Annotated in this window: 20 protein-coding genes; 8 read left to right on the plus strand and 12 right to left on the minus strand. The window is 55.3% G+C overall.

Translation table 11 applies throughout. From position 1 onward, the window contains the following. Entirely contained in the window at window positions 1-1,356 is a 1,356-nt protein-coding gene (locus tag TH30_RS22630; RefSeq protein WP_114099010.1) for a CheR family methyltransferase, read from the plus strand. 55 nt (window positions 1,357-1,411) lie between these two features. Then, window positions 1,412-2,062 (plus strand): methyltransferase family protein, encoded by a 651-nt coding sequence (locus tag TH30_RS15620; RefSeq protein ID WP_114099011.1) that lies wholly within the window; start codon window positions 1,412-1,414, stop codon window positions 2,060-2,062. A gap of 100 nt (window positions 2,063-2,162) precedes the next feature. Here TH30_RS15620 and ctrA read toward each other — a convergent pair whose 3' ends face one another. After that, complete coding sequence (gene ctrA, locus TH30_RS15625; protein WP_068518026.1) at window positions 2,163-2,858, minus strand: response regulator transcription factor CtrA; 696 nt, start codon at window positions 2,856-2,858, stop codon at window positions 2,163-2,165. A 402-nt stretch (window positions 2,859-3,260) separates the two neighbouring features. Between ctrA and fliI the strand changes: the two genes are divergently transcribed. Next, window positions 3,261-4,829 carry a flagellar protein export ATPase FliI gene (gene fliI, locus TH30_RS15630; RefSeq protein ID WP_114099012.1) on the plus strand — a complete coding sequence of 523 codons (1,569 nt, stop codon included), beginning with the start codon at window positions 3,261-3,263 and terminating at the stop codon, window positions 4,827-4,829. Window positions 4,830-4,908: 79 nt separating this feature from the next. Continuing rightward, on the plus strand, window positions 4,909-5,337 hold the full coding sequence (locus tag TH30_RS15635; RefSeq protein ID WP_114099013.1) for a flagellar export protein FliJ: 429 nt from the start codon (window positions 4,909-4,911) through the stop codon (window positions 5,335-5,337). An 11-nt stretch (window positions 5,338-5,348) separates the two neighbouring features. On the opposite strand, the gene TH30_RS15640 is transcribed toward TH30_RS15635, so the two are convergent. Together TH30_RS15640 and TH30_RS15645 are read right to left on the minus strand one after the other, a co-directional pair. Beyond that, window positions 5,349-5,828: a YbaK/EbsC family protein gene (locus TH30_RS15640; RefSeq protein WP_114099014.1), complete on the minus strand. Its 480-nt coding sequence runs from the start codon at window positions 5,826-5,828 to the stop codon at window positions 5,349-5,351. Then, window positions 5,828-6,562, minus strand: coding sequence for a TerC family protein (locus TH30_RS15645; protein ID WP_114099015.1), 735 nt, complete (start codon window positions 6,560-6,562; stop codon window positions 5,828-5,830). Before TH30_RS15645 ends, TH30_RS15640 begins: the two co-directional genes overlap by 1 nt. A 204-nt stretch (window positions 6,563-6,766) precedes the next feature. Here TH30_RS15645 and TH30_RS15650 point away from each other — a divergent pair, with 204 nt between their 5' ends. The 4 genes from TH30_RS15650 to TH30_RS15665 all read left to right on the plus strand — a co-directional run bounded on the left by TH30_RS15650 (window position 6,767) and on the right by TH30_RS15665 (window position 11,050). After that, window positions 6,767-8,008 (plus strand): ABC transporter substrate-binding protein, encoded by a 1,242-nt coding sequence (locus TH30_RS15650; RefSeq protein ID WP_114099016.1) that lies wholly within the window; start codon window positions 6,767-6,769, stop codon window positions 8,006-8,008. 42 nt (window positions 8,009-8,050) lie between these two features. Further along, on the plus strand, window positions 8,051-9,700 hold the full coding sequence (locus tag TH30_RS15655; RefSeq protein ID WP_258548749.1) for an ABC transporter permease: 1,650 nt from the start codon (window positions 8,051-8,053) through the stop codon (window positions 9,698-9,700). 3 nt (window positions 9,701-9,703) lie between these two features. Beyond that, window positions 9,704-10,351, plus strand: coding sequence for an ATP-binding cassette domain-containing protein (locus TH30_RS15660; RefSeq protein WP_114099018.1), 648 nt, complete (start codon window positions 9,704-9,706; stop codon window positions 10,349-10,351). A gap of 144 nt (window positions 10,352-10,495) precedes the next feature. Beyond that, entirely contained in the window at window positions 10,496-11,050 is a 555-nt protein-coding gene (locus TH30_RS15665; RefSeq protein ID WP_114099019.1) for a prolyl hydroxylase family protein, read from the plus strand. A 30-nt stretch (window positions 11,051-11,080) separates the two neighbouring features. Here the strand turns inward: TH30_RS15665 and TH30_RS15670 are convergent, their stop codons facing one another. The 9 genes from TH30_RS15670 to TH30_RS15710 form a co-directional block, all read right to left on the minus strand. After that, entirely contained in the window at window positions 11,081-11,518 is a 438-nt protein-coding gene (locus tag TH30_RS15670; protein WP_258548750.1) for a hypothetical protein, read from the minus strand. 54 nt (window positions 11,519-11,572) lie between these two features. After that, window positions 11,573-13,195: a hypothetical protein gene (locus tag TH30_RS15675; RefSeq protein ID WP_114099021.1), complete on the minus strand. Its 1,623-nt coding sequence runs from the start codon at window positions 13,193-13,195 to the stop codon at window positions 11,573-11,575. Window positions 13,196-13,202: 7 nt separating this feature from the next. Then, window positions 13,203-13,991 carry a MinD/ParA family protein gene (locus TH30_RS15680; protein ID WP_114099022.1) on the minus strand — a complete coding sequence of 263 codons (789 nt, stop codon included), beginning with the start codon at window positions 13,989-13,991 and terminating at the stop codon, window positions 13,203-13,205. Next, window positions 13,988-14,968, minus strand: a complete 981-nt coding sequence (locus tag TH30_RS15685; protein ID WP_114099023.1) for a flagellar biosynthesis protein FlhF — start codon at window positions 14,966-14,968, stop codon at window positions 13,988-13,990. The genes TH30_RS15680 and TH30_RS15685 overlap by 4 nt, the downstream gene beginning before the upstream one ends. A gap of 56 nt (window positions 14,969-15,024) precedes the next feature. Continuing rightward, window positions 15,025-17,187, minus strand: coding sequence for a flagellar biosynthesis protein FlhA (flhA, locus tag TH30_RS15690; protein WP_114099024.1), 2,163 nt, complete (start codon window positions 17,185-17,187; stop codon window positions 15,025-15,027). Between the two features lie 93 nt (window positions 17,188-17,280). Continuing rightward, the gene (locus TH30_RS15695; RefSeq protein ID WP_114099025.1) at window positions 17,281-18,843 is read right to left on the minus strand and encodes a sigma-54-dependent transcriptional regulator; all 1,563 of its coding nucleotides are present in this window, start codon (window positions 18,841-18,843) and stop codon (window positions 17,281-17,283) included. 88 nt (window positions 18,844-18,931) lie between these two features. Continuing rightward, window positions 18,932-19,726 (minus strand): motility protein A, encoded by a 795-nt coding sequence (locus TH30_RS15700; RefSeq protein ID WP_114099026.1) that lies wholly within the window; start codon window positions 19,724-19,726, stop codon window positions 18,932-18,934. 21 nt (window positions 19,727-19,747) lie between these two features. After that, window positions 19,748-20,110 (minus strand): flagellar motor switch protein FliN, encoded by a 363-nt coding sequence (gene fliN / locus TH30_RS15705; protein WP_044827611.1) that lies wholly within the window; start codon window positions 20,108-20,110, stop codon window positions 19,748-19,750. After that, window positions 20,103-21,647 carry a FliH/SctL family protein gene (locus tag TH30_RS15710; RefSeq protein WP_114099027.1) on the minus strand — a complete coding sequence of 515 codons (1,545 nt, stop codon included), beginning with the start codon at window positions 21,645-21,647 and terminating at the stop codon, window positions 20,103-20,105. Before TH30_RS15710 ends, fliN begins: the two co-directional genes overlap by 8 nt. Window positions 21,648-21,661: the final 14 nt, after the last annotated feature.

Raw genomic sequence — 21,661 nt, forward strand, 5'->3', positions numbered from 1 at the left:
ATGATGAAGCCGGAAGACTTCGATTTCGTAAGCAGACTGATAAAGTCCAAGTCCGGGCTCGTTCTGAGCGAGGACAAGACTTATCTGCTCGAAAGCCGGCTGATGCCTATTGCGCGCAAGCGCGGTCTTAAGGATCTGGGTGAACTGATCGGTACGCTGCGTGGCGGCGACCGCAATCTGGTTGAAGAAGTCGTCGATGCGATGACGACCAATGAAAGCTTCTTCTTCCGCGATACAAAACCCTTTGATCAGTTCCGCCACGTTGTCTTGCCGCACATGATCAAGGAACGTGCCGCCAAACGGCATTTGCGTATCTGGTGTGCGGCGGCGTCTTCGGGGCAGGAGCCTTATTCACTGGCGATGATCCTTGATGACTTCAAAGCCCAGCTTGCTGGTTGGCGGGTTGAGATCATCGGAACCGATATTTCGCGCGAAATTCTGGCCAAGGCCCGCGCCGGTCTGTATTCCCAGTTCGAGGTCCAAAGGGGCCTTCCGATTACGCTTCTGGTCAAGTATTTCCAAAAGAAGGAAGATCAGTGGCAGATTTCCGCCGATATCCGCTCGAAGGTGCAATACAAGGAATTCAACCTGCTTGAGGATTTCCGTCCGCTGGGGCAGTTTGACGTCGTTTATTGCCGTAACGTCCTGATCTATTTCGATCAACCGACCAAAAGTGATGTCCTTGCCCGTGTTTCGGCCCTGATGCCTGATGACGGTTTCCTGTTCCTTGGCGGTGCGGAGACGGTTCTGGGGATTTCCGACAAATTCAAACCGCTGGCCCGCCAGCGCGGGATTTATCAGTTGAACCGTCCGGGGGCACCAGAAGTCGATTTGACAGCCCTTGAAAAGGTGCAGGCGAGCGGTGCTGCGGCTGCCGCAGGCGGTGCTGCTGCGGGGGGCTTTGCATTCCCCAAACCCAAGCATATGCAAACCGGTGCCGGGACTGCAGGTACCGCGGGCAGTGCAACTGCGCCACGTCCTGCGAGCACCAGTACGACCGGTACAGCCGGTATTCGTCCTTCAACGACGGGCACAACCGGAACAACCGGCACCGCAACCCAGCGTCCGCTCGGTACGACGGGATCCACGATCCGTCCGGCTGGAACAACGGGAAGCACGTTCAGCAAACCGTCAGGTTCGACTGGTACTGGTTCAACGACCCGTCCGGGAACCACAGGAACGACCGGGACAACCGGTTCGACCTATCGCCGCCCGCTTGGTACTGGCACAAGTACCAGTGGAACGACGCCAAGGCCGACGACAGGCACAGGAAGCACAGGGAGTTCTTCGGGAACGACCCGCCCGTCAACGACTTTTGACCGATCACGTTTCGGCAAACCGGACGACAAGAAGTAGTCGGCAGGCGGTGTGTCCCGACTGTTTCCGTTAAACTGAAACGTCGGGATTTGATATGCTCCACCACTCAACCGGGACTGTATCGGCGCCGCGTCAGGCACTTTCACTATTGCAGCGACGTCGCAAGCTGGTGATTGCCGGACTTGCCATTCTTTTGCTTGGCACCCTGCCACTGGTCCAGTCGCTTGCCAAAGTTCAGATGTCGACCCATGAGCTGGTCGAAGTGATCGGGATTTGCCTGATTGTCCTTGCCATTTTGGGACGTGGCTGGTGCACGCTTTATATCGGTGGCCGAAAAGCCCGGCAACTGACCGACACCGGCCCATATTCCATCAGTCGTAACCCGCTCTATATTTTCAGCTTTATCGGTGCTGCCGGTATCGGCGCGCAGACAGGCAGCCTTGTGATTTCACTCGTTTTTGTTCTTGGTGCGATTGCCGTGTTTCTGCCGGTGATCTTGCGGGAAGAGCGCGCGCTTGCGCAATTGTTTGGCCCGAAGAAATTCGATGCCTACCGGGCGCGTGTTCCCCGGTTTGGCCCGCGCTTTTCCACTTGGAAAGATATGGACGCGCTTGAAGTTCGGCCCAAATTACTGTGGCGAACATTGCGTGACGGATTGGTGTTCTTTCTGGCTGTGCCGCTATTCGAGCTGTTTGACTGGCTACAGGTCAATGGCATCATTCACCCGTTTATTCATCTGCCTTAGGCATTCTGAATGCAAAAACGCCCCGGTGCAGACCGGGGCGTTTTTTGTAACGAGCACTGCTGTGACGTTTCCGGACTCTTTGGACAGGAACAGTCAGATGTCAGGCGGCAGCACTGTTGGTATCGGGATCGCGCAGCACATAGCCCCGGCCCCAAACCGTATGGATGTAATTGTCGCCTTTGGTTGCAGACTGGATTTTCTTGCGCAGTTTGCAGACAAAAACGTCAATGATCTTGAGTTCCGGCTCGTCCATACCGCCATAAAGGTGGTTCAGGAACATTTCCTTGGTCAATGTCGTGCCTTTGCGCAGCGACAACAATTCAAGGATACCATATTCCTTGCCGGTCAGATGCAGCGGTGATCCATCGACATCGACAGTCCGGGCATCAAGGTTCACATTCAGTTTTCCGGTCGAGATCATCGACTGGGCATGGCCACGCGAACGACGAACGATCGCCTGGATACGTGCCAGCAGCTCGACCTTGTCAAAAGGCTTGGTAAGATAGTCATCTGCGCCAAAGCCAAGGCCTTTGACCTTGTCTTCGGTTTCAGTCAGACCCGACAGGATCAGGACCGGCGTATCGACGCGTGCGTCGCGCAAACGTCTGAGAACCTCATAGCCGTCAATATCTGGCAGCATCAGGTCCAGAAGAATAATGTCATAATCGTAAAGCTTGCCGATCTCGAGACCATCTTCCCCAAGGTCGGTTGTGTCAATCACCATGCCTTCCGACTTCAGCATCAATTCGATGCTGTCAGCATAGGTGTTGTCATCCTCTACAAGCAGCACCCGCATGTCTCTGCTCCGTTACCGTGTTCCGCAATAAGTCCGTGTTGATCCGGTTATTTGACAAGCGCCCCAACGTTTGTCGGTGGGAAATTTTTTCCCATTCCGTTAACGATACGTTGCTTTGCGACTCGTGGCAAGCAGGCGAGTCGCATCTTGTTAACTTTTTTTGATCTCAAGAAGCGACTCGGGGGCGGAATACGAGATTTCCCAACGGTTTGCGGCGTTAACCTCGAAGGGGTGTGTAAACAAAAAAATTGTCTTTTTTTCGTCTACACAGCTTTTTAACGTCAATTATGTCAATATATCTGGTACGACGCGGCGCGATTTGCCAGTCCCCTTTGAATTTGGCGGGGAAATTTCCCGCGCCATGGAAATTGACATCAACCGCTGGCTGAAAAGGTCTGATGCGTGTTTCAGATTGGTCGCAACATCATCGCCGAACTCCGACGCATTCCCGACTATCGTGTGGTCGGACGCGTGACGGCTGTCTTGGGCCTTCTGGTCGAGATTGGCGGGGTTGAGGGGGCGCTTTCGGTCGGCGATCGCTGCAAGGTCAAACGTCGCGATGGCAAGGAAGTCATTTGCGAGGTCGTCGGTTTCCGTAATGAACGGGCCCTTTTGATGCCATTCGGTATTCTTGACGGTATCGGGATCGGTTGCGAGGTCGAACTGGGGGATGCCCAGCCACAAGTCTATCCGGATGAAAGCTGGCTTGGGCGTGTGGTCAATGCCTTTGGCGAACCGGTGGATGGCAAGGGACCATTGTCCGAGGGCAACAGGGCCTATCCGATCCGCAACATGCCGCCATCGGCCCATTCGCGTCAGCGCGTCGCAGGCAAGATCGATCTGGGCATCCGGGCGATGAATACGTTTCTGACCTGCTGTCGCGGGCAGCGTATGGGCATCTTTGCCGGGTCGGGTGTGGGTAAATCAAGTTTGCTGTCCATGATGACCCGCCATACAACATCGGATGTATCCGTCGTCGGCCTGATCGGCGAACGTGGTCGTGAAGCGCGCGAGTTCATCGAGGATGATCTGGGGGAAGAAGGCCTGCGCCGTTCTGTGGTCGTGGTGGCGACCTCGGATGAGCCGCCATTGATGCGCCGTCAGGCGGCCTACATGACCATGGCATTGTCGGAATATTTCCGTGATGTCGGGCGAGACGTTCTGTGCATGATGGACTCCGTTACCCGTTTTGCCATGGCACAGCGTGAAATCAGTCTGTCAGTCGGCGAGCCCCCCGCGTCAAAGGGGTATACGCCAACCGTGTTTGCCGAACTGCCACGTCTTCTTGAACGTGCGGGGCCGGGCGGGCCGGGGCAGGGATCCATTACCGGCCTGTTCACGGTGCTGGTTGACGGCGATGATCATAATGAGCCGATTTCCGATGCCGTGCGCGGCATTCTTGATGGTCATGTGGTTCTGGACCGCAGTATCGCCGAACAGGGACGCTATCCGGCGATCAATATCCTGCGTAGCGTGTCGCGTACGATGCCAGGCTGTAACAGCGAGGAAGAAAACCAGATCGTTGCCCGTGCCCGTCAGTTGCTTGCAACCTACGAAGATATGGCCGAGCTGATCCGGCTGGGCGCCTATCGTCAGGGAACAGATCACAAGGTCGATGAAGCCATCCACTATTTCCCGCTGATCGAGGAATTCCTCAAGCAGCGTAAAACCGAATGTACCCGGTTAAACGAAGGGTATCTTGAACTGGCGCGTCGACTTGACATGTTGCCACAGGAACCCGAAGACCCGCGCATTGCCAAAGGCAGACAGTCACAGCAAGCCCAGCAGGCGGCCCAAAATGCTCAAGCTGCACAAGGCATCCCTGACGAGATGCCGCCGCCACGGCCGGCACCACCGCCCTCGACTGGTCCAAAGATCAATCGCGGCCCCAAGGTCAATAGCCGATCAAAAGGCGACAATGAGCGCGACCTTAACGAAGCCAAGCGCGCACTTGGCCGGGACAGACAATAAAGGATAACCGTTCGTGATGATGGTTTTACCAATCGGTCCGGTACCGCTGCTGAGCGCGACGCGTGTCAGGACATAGGCCATGGCCAAGGATTTCAAAACACTGGTTCGAATGCGTAAATGGGCGCTTGATGACAAGCAACGCCAACTGGGCGAGATGCTTGGCGTTCTTGGTAATCTTGAGGCCGAAAAAGCTGCACTTGAACAGGCCGTGATCGCCGAGCAGAAAGTCGCTGCCGAAAATCCCGAACTTGCCGGTTTTGCCTATGGCGGCTTTGCCAATGCCGTGATCGCCGAACGTGAAGCGATCAGCAAAATGATTACCGCACAGGAAGAAAAGATCGACGCCTTTCGTGATGAGGTTGCCGATGCCTTCAAGGAACTGAAAACCGCCGAGATTGCCGAACGCAATCGCGCCGAAGCAGAACAGGCTGAAGCCGACAAGAAAGAACAGGACGAACTTGACGAGATCGGCACCCGTTCTGCCACCCGCGATGATGGCCTGATCTGACAGCCTTGTAATCAGGCCGAAATATTCACCCCGGTTTCAATGCCGGTGACATCACGCAATTCATCAGGTGTAAGCGAGAAAACCGTTTTGGGTGTGCCTGCGGCAAGCCAGATGGTGTCCTTGGCCAGCAACTTGGCATCAATCAGGGTTTCAACCGGTTTTGCATGGCCAAAGGGTGGCACACCACCAATTGCGTAGCCGGTATGTTCGCGGACTTCATTGGCATCGGCCTTGCGGATTGAAAGACCGATCAGGCTGGCGACCCGGTTAAGGTCTACCTGATCGGCACCATTCATGATGATCAGAACGGGTTTTGATTTTTCCGTCATGAAAACCAGTGACTTGCCAATGTCGCTGATGTCACATCCAATGGCGTTGGCAGCGTCTGCTGCCGAACGTGTCCCATCGGGGAACTCAAAGACCTCGACATGGTCAAGCTTGTTGGTTTCGAACGCATTTTGCAGGCATTGGGGCGGAGAAACTTTTTTCATTATCCGTTCTCTTGTGCGCGACGTTTGAGTTTGCGTTTACGGTTCAGAAGATTAAGCGTCTCGACCGAGAGGCTGAATGCCATGGCGAAATAGATATAGCCCTTGGGAACATGAATCTCGACGCCATCAAGCAACAACACAAACCCGACGAGTATCAGGAAAGACAGGGCAAGCATTTTGACAGAAGGATGCTTTTCGACAAATTCGCCAATGGTCTTGGCTGCGGCAAGCATCACCAGAACTGAAAGGATCACCGCAATCACCATGATGGAAATGTGATCGACAAGGCCGACGGCCGTAATGACGCTATCAAGGGAAAAGATCATATCAAGCAGCATGATCTGGACAATTGTCATGGCAAAGCCTGACATCAGTTTGCCCGGCCCGTGTTCCTCGGGTTCGTCGATCGTGTGATGGATTTCCTTGGATGCCTTTGCAATCAGGAACAAGCCGCCCACAATCAGGATCAGATCCCGTCCGCTGATTTCCTGGGAAAAGGCTGTGAATAGCGGGGCTGTGAGTTCCATCACCCAGGCAATCCCGGCCAGCAGGAAAAGTCGCATGCCCATCGCACCGATCAGGCCAATGCGTCTGGCTGCAGCCTGTTGCTTCTGGGGAAGTTTGGAAACAATGACCGACAGGAAAACGATATTGTCGATCCCCAGAACGATTTCCAGTGCGGTCAGGGTTGCCAGACCCATCCACATATGCGGATCGCTCATCCATTCAAACATGATCTTAATTCCAGTACAGGCTGTGCCGACAATCCTTTATCAACTGATAAAGTGTAAGGCACGACGTTCTAACGCAAGCGTGAATTGATTTTACTCATCGGGCGCTTAAAACAATGCCATCAATAAAATCAGACAGCTGCCTTCATCATCCCTTAGTGAAGTGGGCAATGTAAACAGGTCGTCAGGTAAAAAGGATTGTCCGACATGCGCTTAAGAATGCGTGCTTTTGTCTCTGCGCTGGCCCTTGCAACGGGCATTGCAACCGCATCGCTATCCATGTCGGCATATGCCGATCCCGCACCCGATGTCGGCAACTGGCAGTCGGTTCTTGATCAGGCACGTGGTCAGACCGTTTACTGGCACGCTTGGGGCGGAGAGCCGCGCATCAATGATTATATTGCCTGGGCAGGCAATCAGGTTCTTGAACGGTACGGGGTCAAGGTCATTCAGGTCAAGCTGACCGATACCGCTGATGCCGTGACCAAGGTTCTGTCGGAAAAAACCGCCGGTGTGAATGATGGCGGGGCAGTTGATATGATCTGGATTAACGGTGAAAACTTTGCTGCGATGAAACGCAATGATTTGCTGTTTGGTCCGTGGGTCGAGGACACGCCGAATTTCGACTATGTCGATGTCGAAGGCAAACCGACGGTGGTGAATGATTTTACGGTCCCGACCGACGGTCTGGAAGCCCCGTGGGGGATGGCACAGGTCAGTTTCTATTACGATACCGCCAAGCTCGATAGCGTGCCGAAATCGGCACAGACGCTACTGGAATGGCTTGTGAAACATCCGGGGCGCTTTACCTATCCGCAACCACCAAACTATATGGGGTCGACCTTCCTCAAACAAATTCTGACCGAATTGGTCAAGGACCCGAAAGTCTTGCAGCAGCCCGCAGACGAGGTGGATGCACAGGCGGTTCTTGCGCCGCTTTGGGGCTATCTTGAAGATTTGCAGCCGCTTTTGTGGCGCAACGGGCAGGCCTATCCGCAAAATGGTGCGGCGATGCGGACCTTGCTTGGCGATAACGAGGTCGATATCGCGTTTTCATTCAGTTCGGGCGAGGTATCATCGGCTATCGAAGCCATGGAGCTTCCCGATACCGTGCGGTCCTATGTGTTTGATAGCGGGACCTTGGGGAACACCAATTTTGTTGCCATTCCGTATAATGCCTCGGCCAAGGCCGGTGCGGTTGTTCTGGCCGATTTCCTGATGTCGCCCGAAGCACAGCTGCGCAAACAGGATCCGCAATATTGGGGGGCGGATACCGTTCTTGCGATGGATAAACTGCCCAAGGATATGCAAGACGCCTTTGCCAATCTTGATCTTGGCATCGCATCCCTGTCACCGGCCGAACGCGGCACGGTTTTACCCGAGCCCCATCCGAGCTGGATGGAACTGGTCGAAACCGAATGGCAGAAACATTACGGCGTGGTGCAATAATCGCGCATGTTGCGATTTGTCCCCATTATAACGATCGCCTTTATGATCGGCCCGGTTTCCGCCGGGCTGATTGGCACTTTGTTACCTGCCTTCGGGATATTGCCAGCTCTTGGCGGAACCGGGCCCGGGCTTGACCCGTGGGTGACGTTGTTTGAACAACCCGGTCTTTGGCATTCGGTGCGTCTGTCGCTGGTCAATGGCCTGATCGCAAGCTTTGTCTCGGTTGCGATTGTCGTGCTGTTCTGTGCAGCATGGCAGGGCACGCGTATCTTTCGGGTCATGCAGCGCATATTGTCACCGATTCTTTCGGTACCCCATGCTGCGGCGGCATTTGGTCTGGCATTCCTGATTGCACCTTCGGGCTGGATTGCCCGACTTGTGGCCCAGTTTTCCGGATGGGACCGGCCCCCTGATCTGGCGATCATTCATGACCCATTGGGGCTTGCCATGATTGCCGGACTGGTTGCCAAGGAAATCCCGTTTCTGTTCCTCATGACGCTGGCCGCCTTGCCGCAGGCCGATACGGAACGCACCGCCCGGATAACCGCCACATTGGGTTATGGCAGGATTGCCGGATGGTTCAAGGCGACATTGCCGCGCATTTATCCCCAGATACGCTTGCCGGTTCTGGCCGTGCTTGCCTATTCGACATCGGTTGTCGATGTTGCGATCATTCTGGGTCCGACAACGCCAGCGCCGCTTGCGGTGCGTATATTGGGATGGTTGTCCGATCCTGATCTCGCCTTGCGGTTCATGGCGTCAAGTGCTGCAATCCTGCAATTGATCATTGTCCTGATGGCCATGGTCATCTGGATGACCGGGGAAAAAATCATCGGGGTGATAGGGCGTCATTGGGCCGAGAACGGGCAACGCTTCAAACGGGACCAAGGCGCGCGGCATGGTTCGGCAGTGCTGGCGATCCTTGCCACAGGAGCAATCATTCTGGGTCTTGTTATTCTGTTGATCTGGAGTGTCGCAGGGTTCTGGGGTTTTCCCGAAATTTTACCGCGCAGTTTCAGCTTGCGTCTGTGGCAACGCGAATATGACGCGATTGGCAGCAGCCTTGGCACCACCTTGCTGATTGCCGTCCCGACAGTCATTATAGCGGTCGCACTGGTTCTGGGGTGTCTTGAAAACGAAGTGCGTCAGGCACACAAACCCGGTCGTGGTGTGATGTGGCTGATTTATTTGCCCCTACTGGTCCCCCAGATCAGCTTCATGTTCGGTTTGCAGGTATTCTTTACCCTGATCGGGCTGGAGCGCACCTTGATATCGGTGGTGCTTGCTCATCTGGTGTTTGTTCTGCCCTATGTGTTTCTGTCATTATCCGATCCATTCCGGGCGCTTGATCCCAGATATGGCCAGACGGCACTGTGTCTTGGCGCATCGCCAAGCGGGGTGTTCTGGAAGGTTCGGTTGCCCCTTTTGACCCGTGCTATCCTGACTGCCATGGCGGTTGGACTGGCGGTAACCGTCGGACAATATTTGCCAACCCTTCTGATCGGTGCGGGACGTTTTGCAACAGTTACGACCGAGGCGGTGGCACTTGCATCTGGCGGGGATCGGCGGATGATCGGGATTTACGGCTTGTTGCAGATGGTCTTGCCATTTGCCGGATTTGCCTGTGCATTACTGATACCGGCCATTTTGTTCCGCCATCGGCGGGGCATGAGTGCGCATAACAGGGGATAAGGGATGCCATCAGGTATCAAAACAGGTCTGGAACTTCGTGATGTGCGGATCGGCCTTGACGGACGGGAACTGGTTGCGGTCGACCTTGTGATCGAACCGGGCGAAATCGTGACCCTTATGGGGCCAAGCGGGTCGGGGAAATCAAGCTTGCTTGGCCATATTTGCGGCACCTTGCCCGATCAGTTCAAGGTTGCCGGGCAAGTGATCCTTGATGGACAAAGCCTTGATGGGAAAGCGCCGCAGGATCGACATGTCGGTATCCTGTTTCAGGATGATTTGCTGTTTCCCCATCTTTCGGTTGGCGGCAACCTTGCCTTTGCCTTGTCAACCAATGTACGGGGGAAGGCAAACCGGCGGGCGCGTGTTGAGGAAGCATTGAGGAGTGCCGACCTTGACGGGTTTGCCGATCGCGATCCGGCGACACTTTCGGGTGGACAACGCGCCCGGATCGCGTTGATGCGGGTCTTGTTGTCAGAGCCCTGTGCGCTGTTGCTAGATGAACCGTTCTCAAAACTTGATAGTGACCTGCGTGGCCAGATCAGGTCATTTGTGTTTAACCTGTGTCGCAAGAACGGCTTGCCGACCCTGATGGTGACCCACGATCCCGAGGACGGGATTGCAGCAGGCGGACGGGTGATCAATCTTGCATAGTTGGTTATGAACTATGTCATGTCCGGCGGGTTCAAATTTGCTGGCATTGCGGATTATTTGGCCCTATAGCAGATTACCGCAAAGAATGGTCTTGGGTCTGAGACATTAAATCAAAAGGCCCGTGCGGCATGGAGAGTGTCGTCAATGTTCCCGGAAGAAATGTATGCTGTCGTCCCCAATGCGCTTGATGCGGCAACCTGTGATCGCCTGATCAATGGTTTTGCCCATGAAATGGATGAAGGCGGTCTGGTTCAGGGGCAAACGGCAACCCATATTCGCCGCTCAAAAATCACATGGTTTAACGAGGAACAGGAACCGGTCGTTTCACGACGGATCGTTGATCTTGTCGCCGATGTTAACCGCAACGTGTTTGATTTTGGCCTGACCGACTTTGCCGAGGATGCCCAGATTGCGTGTTATGCCGGGGACTTGCGCGGTCATTATGACTGGCACAGTGACGTCGGTGCATCCGAAGTCGCACGCCGTCGCAAACTGACCATGGTGATCCAGCTTTCCGAACCCGATCAGTATGAAGGCGGGCAGTTGCAGCTTAATCCGGCGGGACATTTCATTGACGCACCGATGGAACGCGGAACGGCGATATTCTTTCCAAGCTTTGTTCTGCACCGTGTGGCCCCGACCACAGCGGGCCTTCGCTATTCCCTGACCCAATGGGTGCACGGAAATCCGTTCCGCTAACCGGAATGAAGGGGTTCTTTGAGATCGGGCCTAATATCTTTCCAGACGATCAAGAAGACGGGGGTTGCCCCATTTCGGCTGACGGTCTTCAAGCGCGGTTTCGTGATGGAACACCTGATCATTGTCAGCCGTTTGCTTGTCCAGACGCAGGCTGATCCAGCGCGGGACAAGCTCGTTGTTGAAATCATCCATCAGAAGCACGGCAGCCGCTTCAAAGCTTTCGAACGGGATGCTTTTGATTTCGGCATAATAATCGGCCAGTGAGTCCGTTTTCAGGATCAGCCGGTCGGGCACATAGCGCAAGGTCATGCGGGCCGGAAAGACATTTTCAACACCGGTCAGGTTGCTTTGCAACGTCACGACGTAATCAACCTGCGGGCCGGGATTTACCTCGGTCAGGATCAGGTTTCGACGTTGATAGATTTCAAGCATGACGTTTAACCGGTTTGATGTTTCTGGATCATTCACGATACGCCTCTGTCACAGGCAGGAAAAGCATTCATTTCATAAGCTTGTTCTGAATTATGCTTCAATTCCATGATGGGAATTGGGGCCGCTACGGTGGCCCGGCGGGGCAATCTGGACAAAGCGTGATCCATCCTGAAACTGGATATGCCCCTTGTAGCCGGAAATCTGCAATGCTTCGCGGAAAATCCCGCGAATATCATCGCGATTATGGGATTGCAGCGGATTTTCCGTGCGAATGATCAGGTCAAACTTGCTGTCTTCTCCTTTGACCAGTCCGTCAAGCTGGGTATGACCCACACCGCTAAAGGACAAATCAAGCAGAAAGCGTGTGCCCTGATCATCCTTTTTGTCGGGATCATTGTCCCGATCTCCGTGGCGCCAGCCCAGTTGCAGCTGCTCGACCTTGCCGCCCATATTGAATGGCATGGCCATCACACGCCAGCCATCCGGGCGTTCGTCTGCGGCCATTGCACGTAACTGGCCAAAGTCGCCCTCCAGCCGTTTCAGGCCGCCGCCATCCGCATCAGAAAGTGACGACAGGCTGTTGGCAGCCCGATCACCGATCCAGCCACGCAGACTTCCGCGTTGTCCAGTCATGGCAGCAAAGAAGAACATCATCGCCGTGGTCAGTTTGGGACCGGGTTGAGGCAGATTGTTCAAAAGCGTCATCGCCGCACCCGGATCATGTTGCTGCAAGGCAGAGACGGCCTTTTGCAAACTGTCCCAGTCATGGGTAAGTGCTGCATTGTGGCCGCGCGCAATCAGCTCGGCCTCGGTCATTGGCATGCCGGTTGGCGCAACCCGGCCACTGGCAGTGGCATTGACGCTAAAGGACAGGGTGGCGCCCGTCGGCGCGGGAACCGGCAATTTGATCCCGACAATACCGGCTGAGGTCCGAAGGGCCGTATAGCCCTGTGGCAACATACGGGCTTCTGCACTGTCAGGCGGCAGAACCGTGCCGGTCAGAAGCAATGTTGGCGCAGGTTGTCCGGCCGTTGTCTGGGCGGCGATTGTCGGTGTGATACCGGCAGTCGGACCAGCACCCCCCGGAACGCTGCCAGGCGCCCCTGTTGCTGCGTTCAGGACGTTGCTGGCCTGCTGTGCGGTGACGGTGCCCTGACCGAGAAAAATGACCTGTGTCTGGCTGCCTGCTGGTAACTGTGTGCCATTTGGCATGGTGAGGATGGTGGTGGTAACCGCATTGAAGGTCTGACCGGGGGTAAGGGTGGTTGCCCCGATATTGCCGGCAGCAAGACTACCACCTGCGCCGGATGCACCCGACGTCAGCGTTTGTGGCAAAAGTTGCAAACGCAGGGCATCGGCAGGGCTGCCCGCCCCGGAAGATTGTGTCGCGGCATTGGATGTCGGCAAGCGCGCCCAGATCAGATCACCCAGACTGGTTGGCAACTGTGTTGGCAGCTTGACCGTAACCTGCCCGAGAGCAGTGGCAAGGGTAAGCTGATTTCCCGACTGGGACTGGATGGATGCCTGTAACAGGGTTTCCACCGGAAGCTTTGCCAGTGCCGCTGCGACCTGTGGCGAAGTGGCGTTGGTAACGGTTGCGGTTACCTGCGCCGGGACCGATCCCTGTGAAGGTTGTCCTGTTGTGCCGCCCGCCGAGGAGGCCTCTCCACCGACCGCGTTTCCGGGCGATATAGGCTGTGGCGGGATCGTCATGACAGGATTACTCCTCGAGAATGATCTGGGCGATGGCCTCTATGTCGTGGGCGGCATCGCAATTGGGATGACGGGTCAAAAGAGGAGTCTGGTTACGGATGCATTCAGATACACGTGCATCCGCCCGGATAACGCCAAGCAAAGGAGGCGAAATCTTGAGGAAACCCTCGCACGCCTTAAGAAGCTTGTTATAGATCGCCTGACCTTCTTTTTTATCCTTGGCCATGTTGATCACCACCCGGATATCGGTTTTCGGGCGGGCCATATGGGTAACCTTGATAAAGGCATAGGCATCGGTCAGTGACGTCGGGTCGCCATTGGTAATGACAATCACCGTATTGGCAAGACTGGTCATCTGACGCACGCCCTGATCAACACCGGCACCAAGATCAATCAGCACCTTGTCATAGGATTTCCCGGTCTGAATAAGATCGTCAGAAAGTGCCTGCAAACGGGTTGCCGGAAGATTGGCAAGGCTGCCCGATCCACTACGCCCGGCAATGATATCGAACCCGCCATCGGGGAACGGAGTGATGGCGTTCTTCAGGCTGATGCGCCCGGCAATGACGCCCCCCAGATCGTGCTTGGGCATCAGGCCAAGCTGAATGTCGATATTGGCAAGGCCCAGATCACCATCAAAGAGAAGTGCCTTGTGACCTTCGAGAACCATCGCATGGGTCAGGGTAATGGAAAACCAGGTCTTGCCCACGCCACCTTTACCAGACGCGACCGCAATAATATTGCGGCCTCTGGTACGCGGGGCAGATTTGGATGCAGCATCAGACTTGGTAGTCATTTCATGACCTCGGAGAAGCTCGGTTTCGCGGTATCAGCGCGATGGGACGGTATCAGAAGCTTTGCCAGGGCAAGGGGACTTAATGCGGTCAGTCCGTCCGCAACCTGGGCTGTCATACTGACATTACAAAGGGAAAGATTTCCTGAATCCGCCCCGTATAACGCACCGCCAAGGCGGGCGGCAACATCAAGACGTGAAATCATGACACGTGTTGCACCACCATCGGCAAACGCATTGGCAATATCGGCCGATTCATAAGCATCAATTCCCGCCGGGTTTACCAGAATGGGTTCACTCGGTATTGCCTTCATGAATTCACAAAGCGTGCCAATCTCGGTTTCAAGATAGGGATTGCAGCTTGCAGTATCGATCAGGATGACATCCGCGGTCCGAACATCGGTAAAGCGCGATTTCAACTCTTCGGGTGATTTCGCCTGAAGCAGGTTGACCTTGAGAATACGGGTAAAGGCTTCAAGCTGGGCGATCCCGCCCGCACGTTTGTAATCGGTTGAAAGAACGGCAACTTTACGCTTTTTCATCACCGCACGTGCGGCTGTCTTGGCAACGGCAAGCGTCTTGCCCGAACCGGGCGGGCCGACAAAGGCCAATGCACGTGGCGTGTTTTTTTCGGGCAAGGGCGAGAAATCAAAAATCTCGTCCAGAGCCCCGGCCAGTAATTGCTGTGCAGATGAAGCAGCCGTTTCGCGTGCCATGATGTCGCACAGACGGATACGCAACCGTTCAGGCAAATTGTGCCGGGTCAATGCCGCCTCTGCAGTATCAAGCTGTTCCTGCAAGGTCGGGGTGTGAGTGATTTCTGTCTCGTAGTCCGGGTCGCGATCAAGGGCAGCCGTCAGGCGCACGCCGCTTCCGGGGATATCCTGTGTCGATACAATGATGGCGTCGGCACCCATATGCTCTTTTACAAGCGCCATGGCTTCGGTCATGGTCGGAGCGGTAAAGGTCTTAAGACGCATTCATCTCCTCCCTGCAAGAATTGACCGCAACACGGGGTTTCTGCATGTATCCGTCATCAGATCTGCCCCAGTGTTTTGAGTTGTGCCTTGGGGTGAATTTCGTTTTGCGACATCACCACCGTGCTCGGACGGAAACGTTCAACGATGGAACGCACATAAGGACGAATACCCGGGCTTGTCAGAAGAACCGGAGACTCGCCCATCATGCCAAGGCGTTCAAAGGTCGTGCGCACCTTGTTGATGAATTCCTGAAGCTGGCTTGGCGGAATGGAAAGCTGCTTTTCCTCGCCTGAGCCAACAAGGCTTTCGGCAAAAATCTGTTCCCATTGCGGGGACATGGTCACCAGCGGAATGACGCCATCCTGATTGGTGTTCACATCCGACAACTGACGGGCAAGGCGCGAACGCACATGCTCGGTCATGAAAGTCGGATTGCGGGTAAAGGCGGTGGATTCAGCAATGCCTTCAAGAATGGTCGGCAGGTCGCGGATGGATACGCGTTCGGTCAACAGATTCTGAAGAACGCGCTGAACGCCGCCAACCGAAACCTGACCCGGTACGATGTCTTCGACCAGTTTCTTCTGATCGTCATCAAGTTCATCAAGCAGCTTTTGCGTTTCCGCATAGGACAGCAGTTCGGGCATGTGATCCTTGATCACTTCGGTGATGTGCGTGGTGATCACGGTTTGCGGATCAACGACCGTATAGCCACGGAACATGGCCTCTTCCTTCATGCCCTGTTCGATCCACATGGCCGGAAGGTTAAAGGTCGGTTCCATCGTCTTTTCGCCCGACAGGGTGATTTCCTCGCCCCTCGGGTCCATTACCAGCAACATGTTCGGGCGCAGATCGCCTCGACCTGCCTCGATCTCCTTGACGCGCAGAACATAGGTATTTGCCGGGAGCTGCATATTGTCCTGAATTCGGACAGACGGCATGACAAAGCCCATATCACCGGCAAGCTGACGACGCAGGGCCTTGATCTGATCGGTCAGCTTCTGACCGCGTTCGGTGCTGATCAGCGATAGCAGTCCGTAACCCAGTTCAAGACGCACATAGTCCATGCGCAGGGCATTGGCGATGGGTTCTTCGGGCGGCGGGCCAGCGGCATCTGCTGCGGCCTGGGTTTCTTTCATTTCCTTCTGGGTGATGGCGTCTTTCTGGCGCTTGCCCATGTAATAGGCGAGATACCCAAGTCCGATCGCAAGTCCCAGGAACCAGATCATCGGAATACCGGGCAGAAGCGACATCCCGGCCATCAGGGCTGCTGCAACACCGAGGGCCGCAGGATAGTTGCTGACCTGACCAAAGACGGCTTTCTCTGTCGCGCCATCAAGGCCACCCTTGGTGACCAGAAGACCCGCCGCAGTCGATACGATCAGAGCCGGAATCTGCGACACCAGACCGTCACCAACGGTCAGGATCGTATAGGTTTCAGTGGCCTCTGCAAGCGACAATCCCATCTGCGCGGTACCAATGATGATCCCGCCAATCACGTTGATGAAGGTAATCAGAATACCGGCAACTGCGTCTCCGCGAACGAACTTGGACGCACCATCCATGGACCCGAAGAAGGAACTTTCATCTTCAAGTTCCTTACGGCGGGCCTTGGCCTGTTCCTCGTTGATCAGGCCCGATGACAGATCGGCATCGATTGCCATCTGCTTGCCGGGCATTGCATCAAGGGTGAAGCGCGCCGCAACTTCGGCGATACGGCCGGAACCCTTGGTGATAACCACAAAGTTGATGATGACAAGGATGGCAAAAACAATGATCCCGATTACGAAGTTGCCGGAAATCAGGAAGCTGCCAAACGCCTCGATCACTGCGCCCGCTGCATGCGTGCCTTCGTGACCATGGCCCAGAATCAGACGGGTGGTCGCGATGTTCAACGCAAGCCTGAGCGATGTCGCCACCAGCAGGATCGTCGGGAACGAGTTGAATTCCAGAGGTTTTTGAATGAACAGGGACGTCATCAGGATCAGTACAGAGAAACTGATCGACAGAGCCAGCATGAAGTCCAGCAACCATGGCGGCATCGGGAACATCATGACGACAAGAATCATGATGAAGCCAAGCGCCATCGCAATGTCGCCACGCTTCATCGCAGAAGCCACACGGGCCTGCAATGCGCCGAAATTTATGCCGCCGGACGCACCGCCACCGGGGCCATCAGAGCCGCCAGATCCGGTCGGTGTGATTTCTTGACCTTCGGCCATGGTGTTTGCTTGTTATCCTGTTGGTTGCTTTGTGCCGTTTGCGCTTTTTGTTGTTTCCCATTGATATGGGGCGCCAGCGACAAGATGTCATGTTCAGTCCTGGCCGTCACCTGGTGCCGGAACAGCCAGACCTTCGTCGGTATATTGACGCAACTTGTTGCGCAATGTGCGGATCGAAATGCCCAGAATGTTGGCGGCATGGGTACGGTTGCCAAAGCAATGCTTAAGGGTGTCAATGATCAGATCGCGCTCTACATCGGCGACTGTGCGTCCGACAAGTGCTGCGGTTATCGAACCGTCATTGCCTTTGGTGCTATCGGATGCCGTGTCCTCGTGCGCACCCGGATCAACCTCGTCTGCGGAGGGTTCCAAAGGTTCGTGTTGGACTGGCGGCTGGGCTGCCGGGGCACCGGACTGATAAGCCGATGAAGCAGCACCATAGGCGGCATTTGCACTGGCATAGGCTGAGCTTGCCCGTGCCGAGGCCGATGACATCGGTGCAACCGGGGCAGGGCTGGGGGCCTGCGGTGCCGGGGCGCGGGCAGGTTCGCTGCTTGCAGAACCCGACAACATGATGGCTTCCGGGCCGATTTCGTCAGGACCGGCAATCAGAACAGCGCGGTGCATGGTATTTTCAAGTTCACGCACGTTGCCGCGCCAGTGATGTGAAAGCAGACGGGTAATCGCAAGCGGGCTGATCGGGCGGACCGGAACATCATTGGCTTCGGAGTATTTCTTGACAAAGAACTCGGCCAGAACCGGAATATCGTCGGGGCGTTCGCGCAGCGACGGGATGTCGAGATTGACGACATTCAGGCGGAAATACAAATCCTCACGGAAATTACCGGCATTGACTTCGGCCTCAAGATTGCGGTTCGAGGTCGCCAGAATGCGAACATCGACCTTGACCGGGCTTTTGCCACCCAGACGATCGATCTCCTTTTCCTGAATCGCTCGCAAAAGCTTGGCCTGAAGGCGGACATCCATTTCGCTGATTTCATCAAGCAGCAATGTCCCGCCATTGGCTTCTTCAAACTTGCCGATACGTCTGGCCTGTGCACCGGTAAAGGCACCTTTTTCGTGTCCGAAAAGTTCGGATTCAAGAAGATTGTCGGGGATCGCTGCGCAGTTCACAGCAACAAAGGGCTTGTCCGAGCGGTTGGACTTGCGATGGACATAGCGCGAAATGATTTCCTTACCCGTACCGCTCTCGCCGGTGATCAGGATGGATGCGGAACTGTTGGCGACCTGTGCTGCCAGACGCAAGGTTTCGGCCATGCGCGCATCACGATGGATCAGCGCGTGGCTCTCTTCGGTGACCGCTTCAAAGATTGCTGCGATCAGATCGGCTTCCGGCGGCAACGGGATGAATTCTTGGGCGCCTGCCTTGATCGCATTGACTGCACCATTGACATCGTTACCGATACCACATGCAACCACCGGCACAATGATACGTTCCTGTACCATGGCATCAATCAGGGCAGCGACATCCAGTGCGATGTCTGCCATCACCAGATCGATCCGGTTGCCGGCACGCAGGATATTAAGCGCAGTTGTTACGCTTTCGGCCAACTGGACCGAAGCGCCGCGCGCCATAGCGATCTTGCTGGCTGCGCCTATCTGTCCGCCCAGTCCACCAACGATCAGTACCTGCATAGTCTCATCTCTTTCCGATCAGTTCCAGTTGGCCCCGGTGACCGGATGAATTACCGGTCATCAGGGCCTTGCGTATTCACGTTTCAGATCAATCGAAATAGCTGACGCGTTTTGACGGCGGCAGGATCGAGTTGATCAGCATTTCCAGACGGCGCGGGTTTTCCTGACGACCGATGGAAACAGCGCCGACCATATAGACAGAATTCAGAAGTTCTTCGTCGCTTGAGTTGCGTTCAAGTTTACCGGCAAGCGGCATGAACACCATGTTGGCCAGAACCGCACCATAGAAGGTGGTCAGAAGTGCGACAGCCATAGACGGACCAATCGATGACGGATCATCAAGGTTGCCAAGCATCTGCACCAGACCGATCAGTGTACCGATCAGCCCCATTGCCGGAGCAACATCACCAGCCTTTTTCAAGATATTGGCACCTTTCTGGTGGCGACCAATGGTAGCGTTCATGTCTTTGCGCATGATCGCTTCGACTTCTTCGGCCGGTGTACCATCAACGACCAGAGACAGGCCTTTCCACAGATATTCTTCACTTTGCAGGCTGTCGAGATGCCCCTGAAGTGAAAGGACACCACCTTTACGGGCGATTTCTGCCAGTTGCAGGATTTGCAGTGCCGCGTCTGCCGGGTTGCGCGATTTATGGAAAATCGTGCGCATCAGAACCTTGCCCGAACCAAGGAACTCGCCCATTGCAAAGCTGACGGCCGTAATTGCCGCCGTACCGCCGATAACAATGAGGACAGAGGGGATATCGATAAACGCGCCTGGCGAGCCGCCAAAGATAATAGCAGCAATCACCAACGCAAAGCCGATGATCAGTCCCCCGACTGTCGCAATGTCAAACGACGTTTTAGTCCCCCCTTCGGCCATAGTCGCAAATCCTCTCTTACGTTAGCTTTTCTCTGATTTGATGATTTCCGTCATGGTCACCCCAAGACGGTCTTCGACAACCACCACTTCGCCACGTGCGACCAGACGGTTGTTCACATAGATATCAATAGCTTCCCCAACTTTGCGGTCAAGCTCTACGACAGCTCCACGACCAAGTTTCAGCAATTGGCTGACCTGCATGGTTGCTTTGCCAAGGACTGCGGAAACCTGGACGGGAATGTCATAGACGGCTTCTAGGTCCTTTGACGTCTTCATCTGTTCGCTGCCAGCTTCGGCAGCGGCAAGAAGTTCTGTCCCTTCGCCCTCTAGTTCGATGTGATCATCGTCGAGTTCCGAAAGTTCAAGATCGTCATCATCAGCCATTTTCGTCTCCTGCGTCTTTGGTTGGTTGCTTCACAGCAGCCATCTTTTCGGCATCGGTCGGGGGCGCGGTCGTTCCATTTGCGGCATTCGCGGTCTGTTGGTTCAGTCCCTGCGATACCGCGGATGCTGGTTGTGGTCCCGGTGATGGTGTTGCTGGCTGTTGTTGCCCCGAAACGCCAGCGGCTGCTGCACTTGGCGTGAGGGAAGCGGTACCAGCAGACCCGGTCTCCTGAGGTTTTGCATCCGTTCTTACGTCGCCTGTCCGTCCTGTTGCCTGTTGTGTATTCTGGGCAGATGCTTTTGCCTGATTTGCCGGGTTTTCCAGTGCGTTGTCAGGTTTTGGCATTGCATCATTTGTCGATGTTTGCACATTCCGTGCGTCGGTGCCATCGCCAACTGCATTACCGGTCCCGGGAGCCGGGGACCGCTGCTGGGGATTTGGGGGTGTAGTACCGGCGGATGGTGTTGGCGCATTTTGGACCGGACGCTGTGCCGGGGGCTGGACCTGTCCGGCATCCGGTGCCTGTTGTGTCTGGGCTGGTCGCTGCTGAGGGGCCCCTGCGCCATTCGATACAACGTCCCGAGGTGCCTGACTTGTGGTGGGTGTTGCCGGTCCTGACGCAACAGACGGTTGCTGTGGTGCCTGTGGTGCCGGCTGCTGTGCTGGTTGCATCGGGGCCTGTGACGCGCCCTGTGCCCGGGAATGAGCTGGCTGAGGTGGGGTGGGATCAGTTTGTGTCGTTGCAGCGGGCTTGGCTGGCGCAGGTGTTTCCTGAACTTTGGGATCGCCCATATCGCTTTTCGGCAATCCATGTTCACTGGCATGCAGGGCAAGGGCCGTTTCGACAATGCCGTTGATTTCCGACCAGAGGCGTGCACTGTCGCGCACAGCGGTGCCATCACCCCAGGAAACCGCACAATCACCAACCGCCACATCCGGCTCGGCCACGACAACAACCTTACCCGAGAACCCGCGCGATTCTGCAATGCGCTGGGTAACATCGGCCAGTTGTTTGGCGAGATCCGGATTGACCTTGATCATGACTTTGGGGGCGTCAAACAGATTGGCCAGACACTGACGGACAATGTCTTCGATTTCGACCAGATTATATTTCTTGGACCAAGCCGGGGCCAGTTTGCGGATGACGCCAAGTGCGACATGGATTGCATCTTCGTTGATTTTGGCATTGGCGCGTTTTTGCTGCTCGTCGATCTGGCCCAACTTCTCGGCAATGACGGATTCAACATCACCAATGGCTTTTTCAACCGACGCCATGACTTCCTGATACCCTTGTTCAAGGCCTTGGGCGTGACCTTCGGCAAGGCCCTGTGCATGGGCTTTTTGTTCGGCTTCGGCCACCATCTGGGCTGCCTGTTCTTCAGTATAGACAGCAGGAGGCGGAGGCGGTGTGTCGTCTTTTTTCTTTTTCTTCTTCTTGCCGAGTTCGTAATGCTCATCGCTATCGCCCGCAGAGCGAATAACATTGTCTGCGTCATCGAAGCTAAGAGCAAAGGTGAACTTTTCAATGGCCGTCATATCAAACCGTTAAA

It is taken from the genome of Thalassospira profundimaris (genome assembly GCF_003326795.1).
Classification (GTDB): Bacteria; Pseudomonadota; Alphaproteobacteria; order Rhodospirillales; family Thalassospiraceae; genus Thalassospira; species Thalassospira profundimaris_C.

What these genes read in the sequence shown, in the direction of transcription:
- TH30_RS22630 (WP_114099010.1), top strand. Translation starts at nt 1, where the DNA reads ATGATGAAGCCGGAAGACTTCGATTTCGTAAGCAGACTGATAAAGTCC.
- TH30_RS15620 (WP_114099011.1), top strand. Translation starts at nt 1,412, where the DNA reads ATGCTCCACCACTCAACCGGGACTGTATCGGCGCCGCGTCAGGCACTT.
- ctrA (WP_068518026.1), bottom strand. Translation starts at nt 2,858, where the DNA reads ATGCGGGTGCTGCTTGTAGAGGATGACAACACCTATGCTGACAGCATC.
- TH30_RS15635 (WP_114099013.1), top strand. Translation starts at nt 4,909, where the DNA reads ATGGCCAAGGATTTCAAAACACTGGTTCGAATGCGTAAATGGGCGCTT.
- TH30_RS15640 (WP_114099014.1), bottom strand. Translation starts at nt 5,828, where the DNA reads ATGAAAAAAGTTTCTCCGCCCCAATGCCTGCAAAATGCGTTCGAAACC.
- TH30_RS15645 (WP_114099015.1), bottom strand. Translation starts at nt 6,562, where the DNA reads ATGTTTGAATGGATGAGCGATCCGCATATGTGGATGGGTCTGGCAACC.
- TH30_RS15650 (WP_114099016.1), top strand. Translation starts at nt 6,767, where the DNA reads ATGCGCTTAAGAATGCGTGCTTTTGTCTCTGCGCTGGCCCTTGCAACG.
- TH30_RS15655 (WP_258548749.1), top strand. Translation starts at nt 8,051, where the DNA reads ATGATCGGCCCGGTTTCCGCCGGGCTGATTGGCACTTTGTTACCTGCC.
- TH30_RS15660 (WP_114099018.1), top strand. Translation starts at nt 9,704, where the DNA reads ATGCCATCAGGTATCAAAACAGGTCTGGAACTTCGTGATGTGCGGATC.
- TH30_RS15665 (WP_114099019.1), top strand. Translation starts at nt 10,496, where the DNA reads ATGTTCCCGGAAGAAATGTATGCTGTCGTCCCCAATGCGCTTGATGCG.
- TH30_RS15675 (WP_114099021.1), bottom strand. Translation starts at nt 13,195, where the DNA reads ATGACGATCCCGCCACAGCCTATATCGCCCGGAAACGCGGTCGGTGGA.
- TH30_RS15680 (WP_114099022.1), bottom strand. Translation starts at nt 13,991, where the DNA reads ATGACTACCAAGTCTGATGCTGCATCCAAATCTGCCCCGCGTACCAGA.
- TH30_RS15685 (WP_114099023.1), bottom strand. Translation starts at nt 14,968, where the DNA reads ATGCGTCTTAAGACCTTTACCGCTCCGACCATGACCGAAGCCATGGCG.
- flhA (WP_114099024.1), bottom strand. Translation starts at nt 17,187, where the DNA reads ATGGCCGAAGGTCAAGAAATCACACCGACCGGATCTGGCGGCTCTGAT.
- TH30_RS15695 (WP_114099025.1), bottom strand. Translation starts at nt 18,843, where the DNA reads ATGCAGGTACTGATCGTTGGTGGACTGGGCGGACAGATAGGCGCAGCC.
- TH30_RS15700 (WP_114099026.1), bottom strand. Translation starts at nt 19,726, where the DNA reads ATGGCCGAAGGGGGGACTAAAACGTCGTTTGACATTGCGACAGTCGGG.
- fliN (WP_044827611.1), bottom strand. Translation starts at nt 20,110, where the DNA reads ATGGCTGATGATGACGATCTTGAACTTTCGGAACTCGACGATGATCAC.
- TH30_RS15710 (WP_114099027.1), bottom strand. Translation starts at nt 21,647, where the DNA reads ATGACGGCCATTGAAAAGTTCACCTTTGCTCTTAGCTTCGATGACGCA.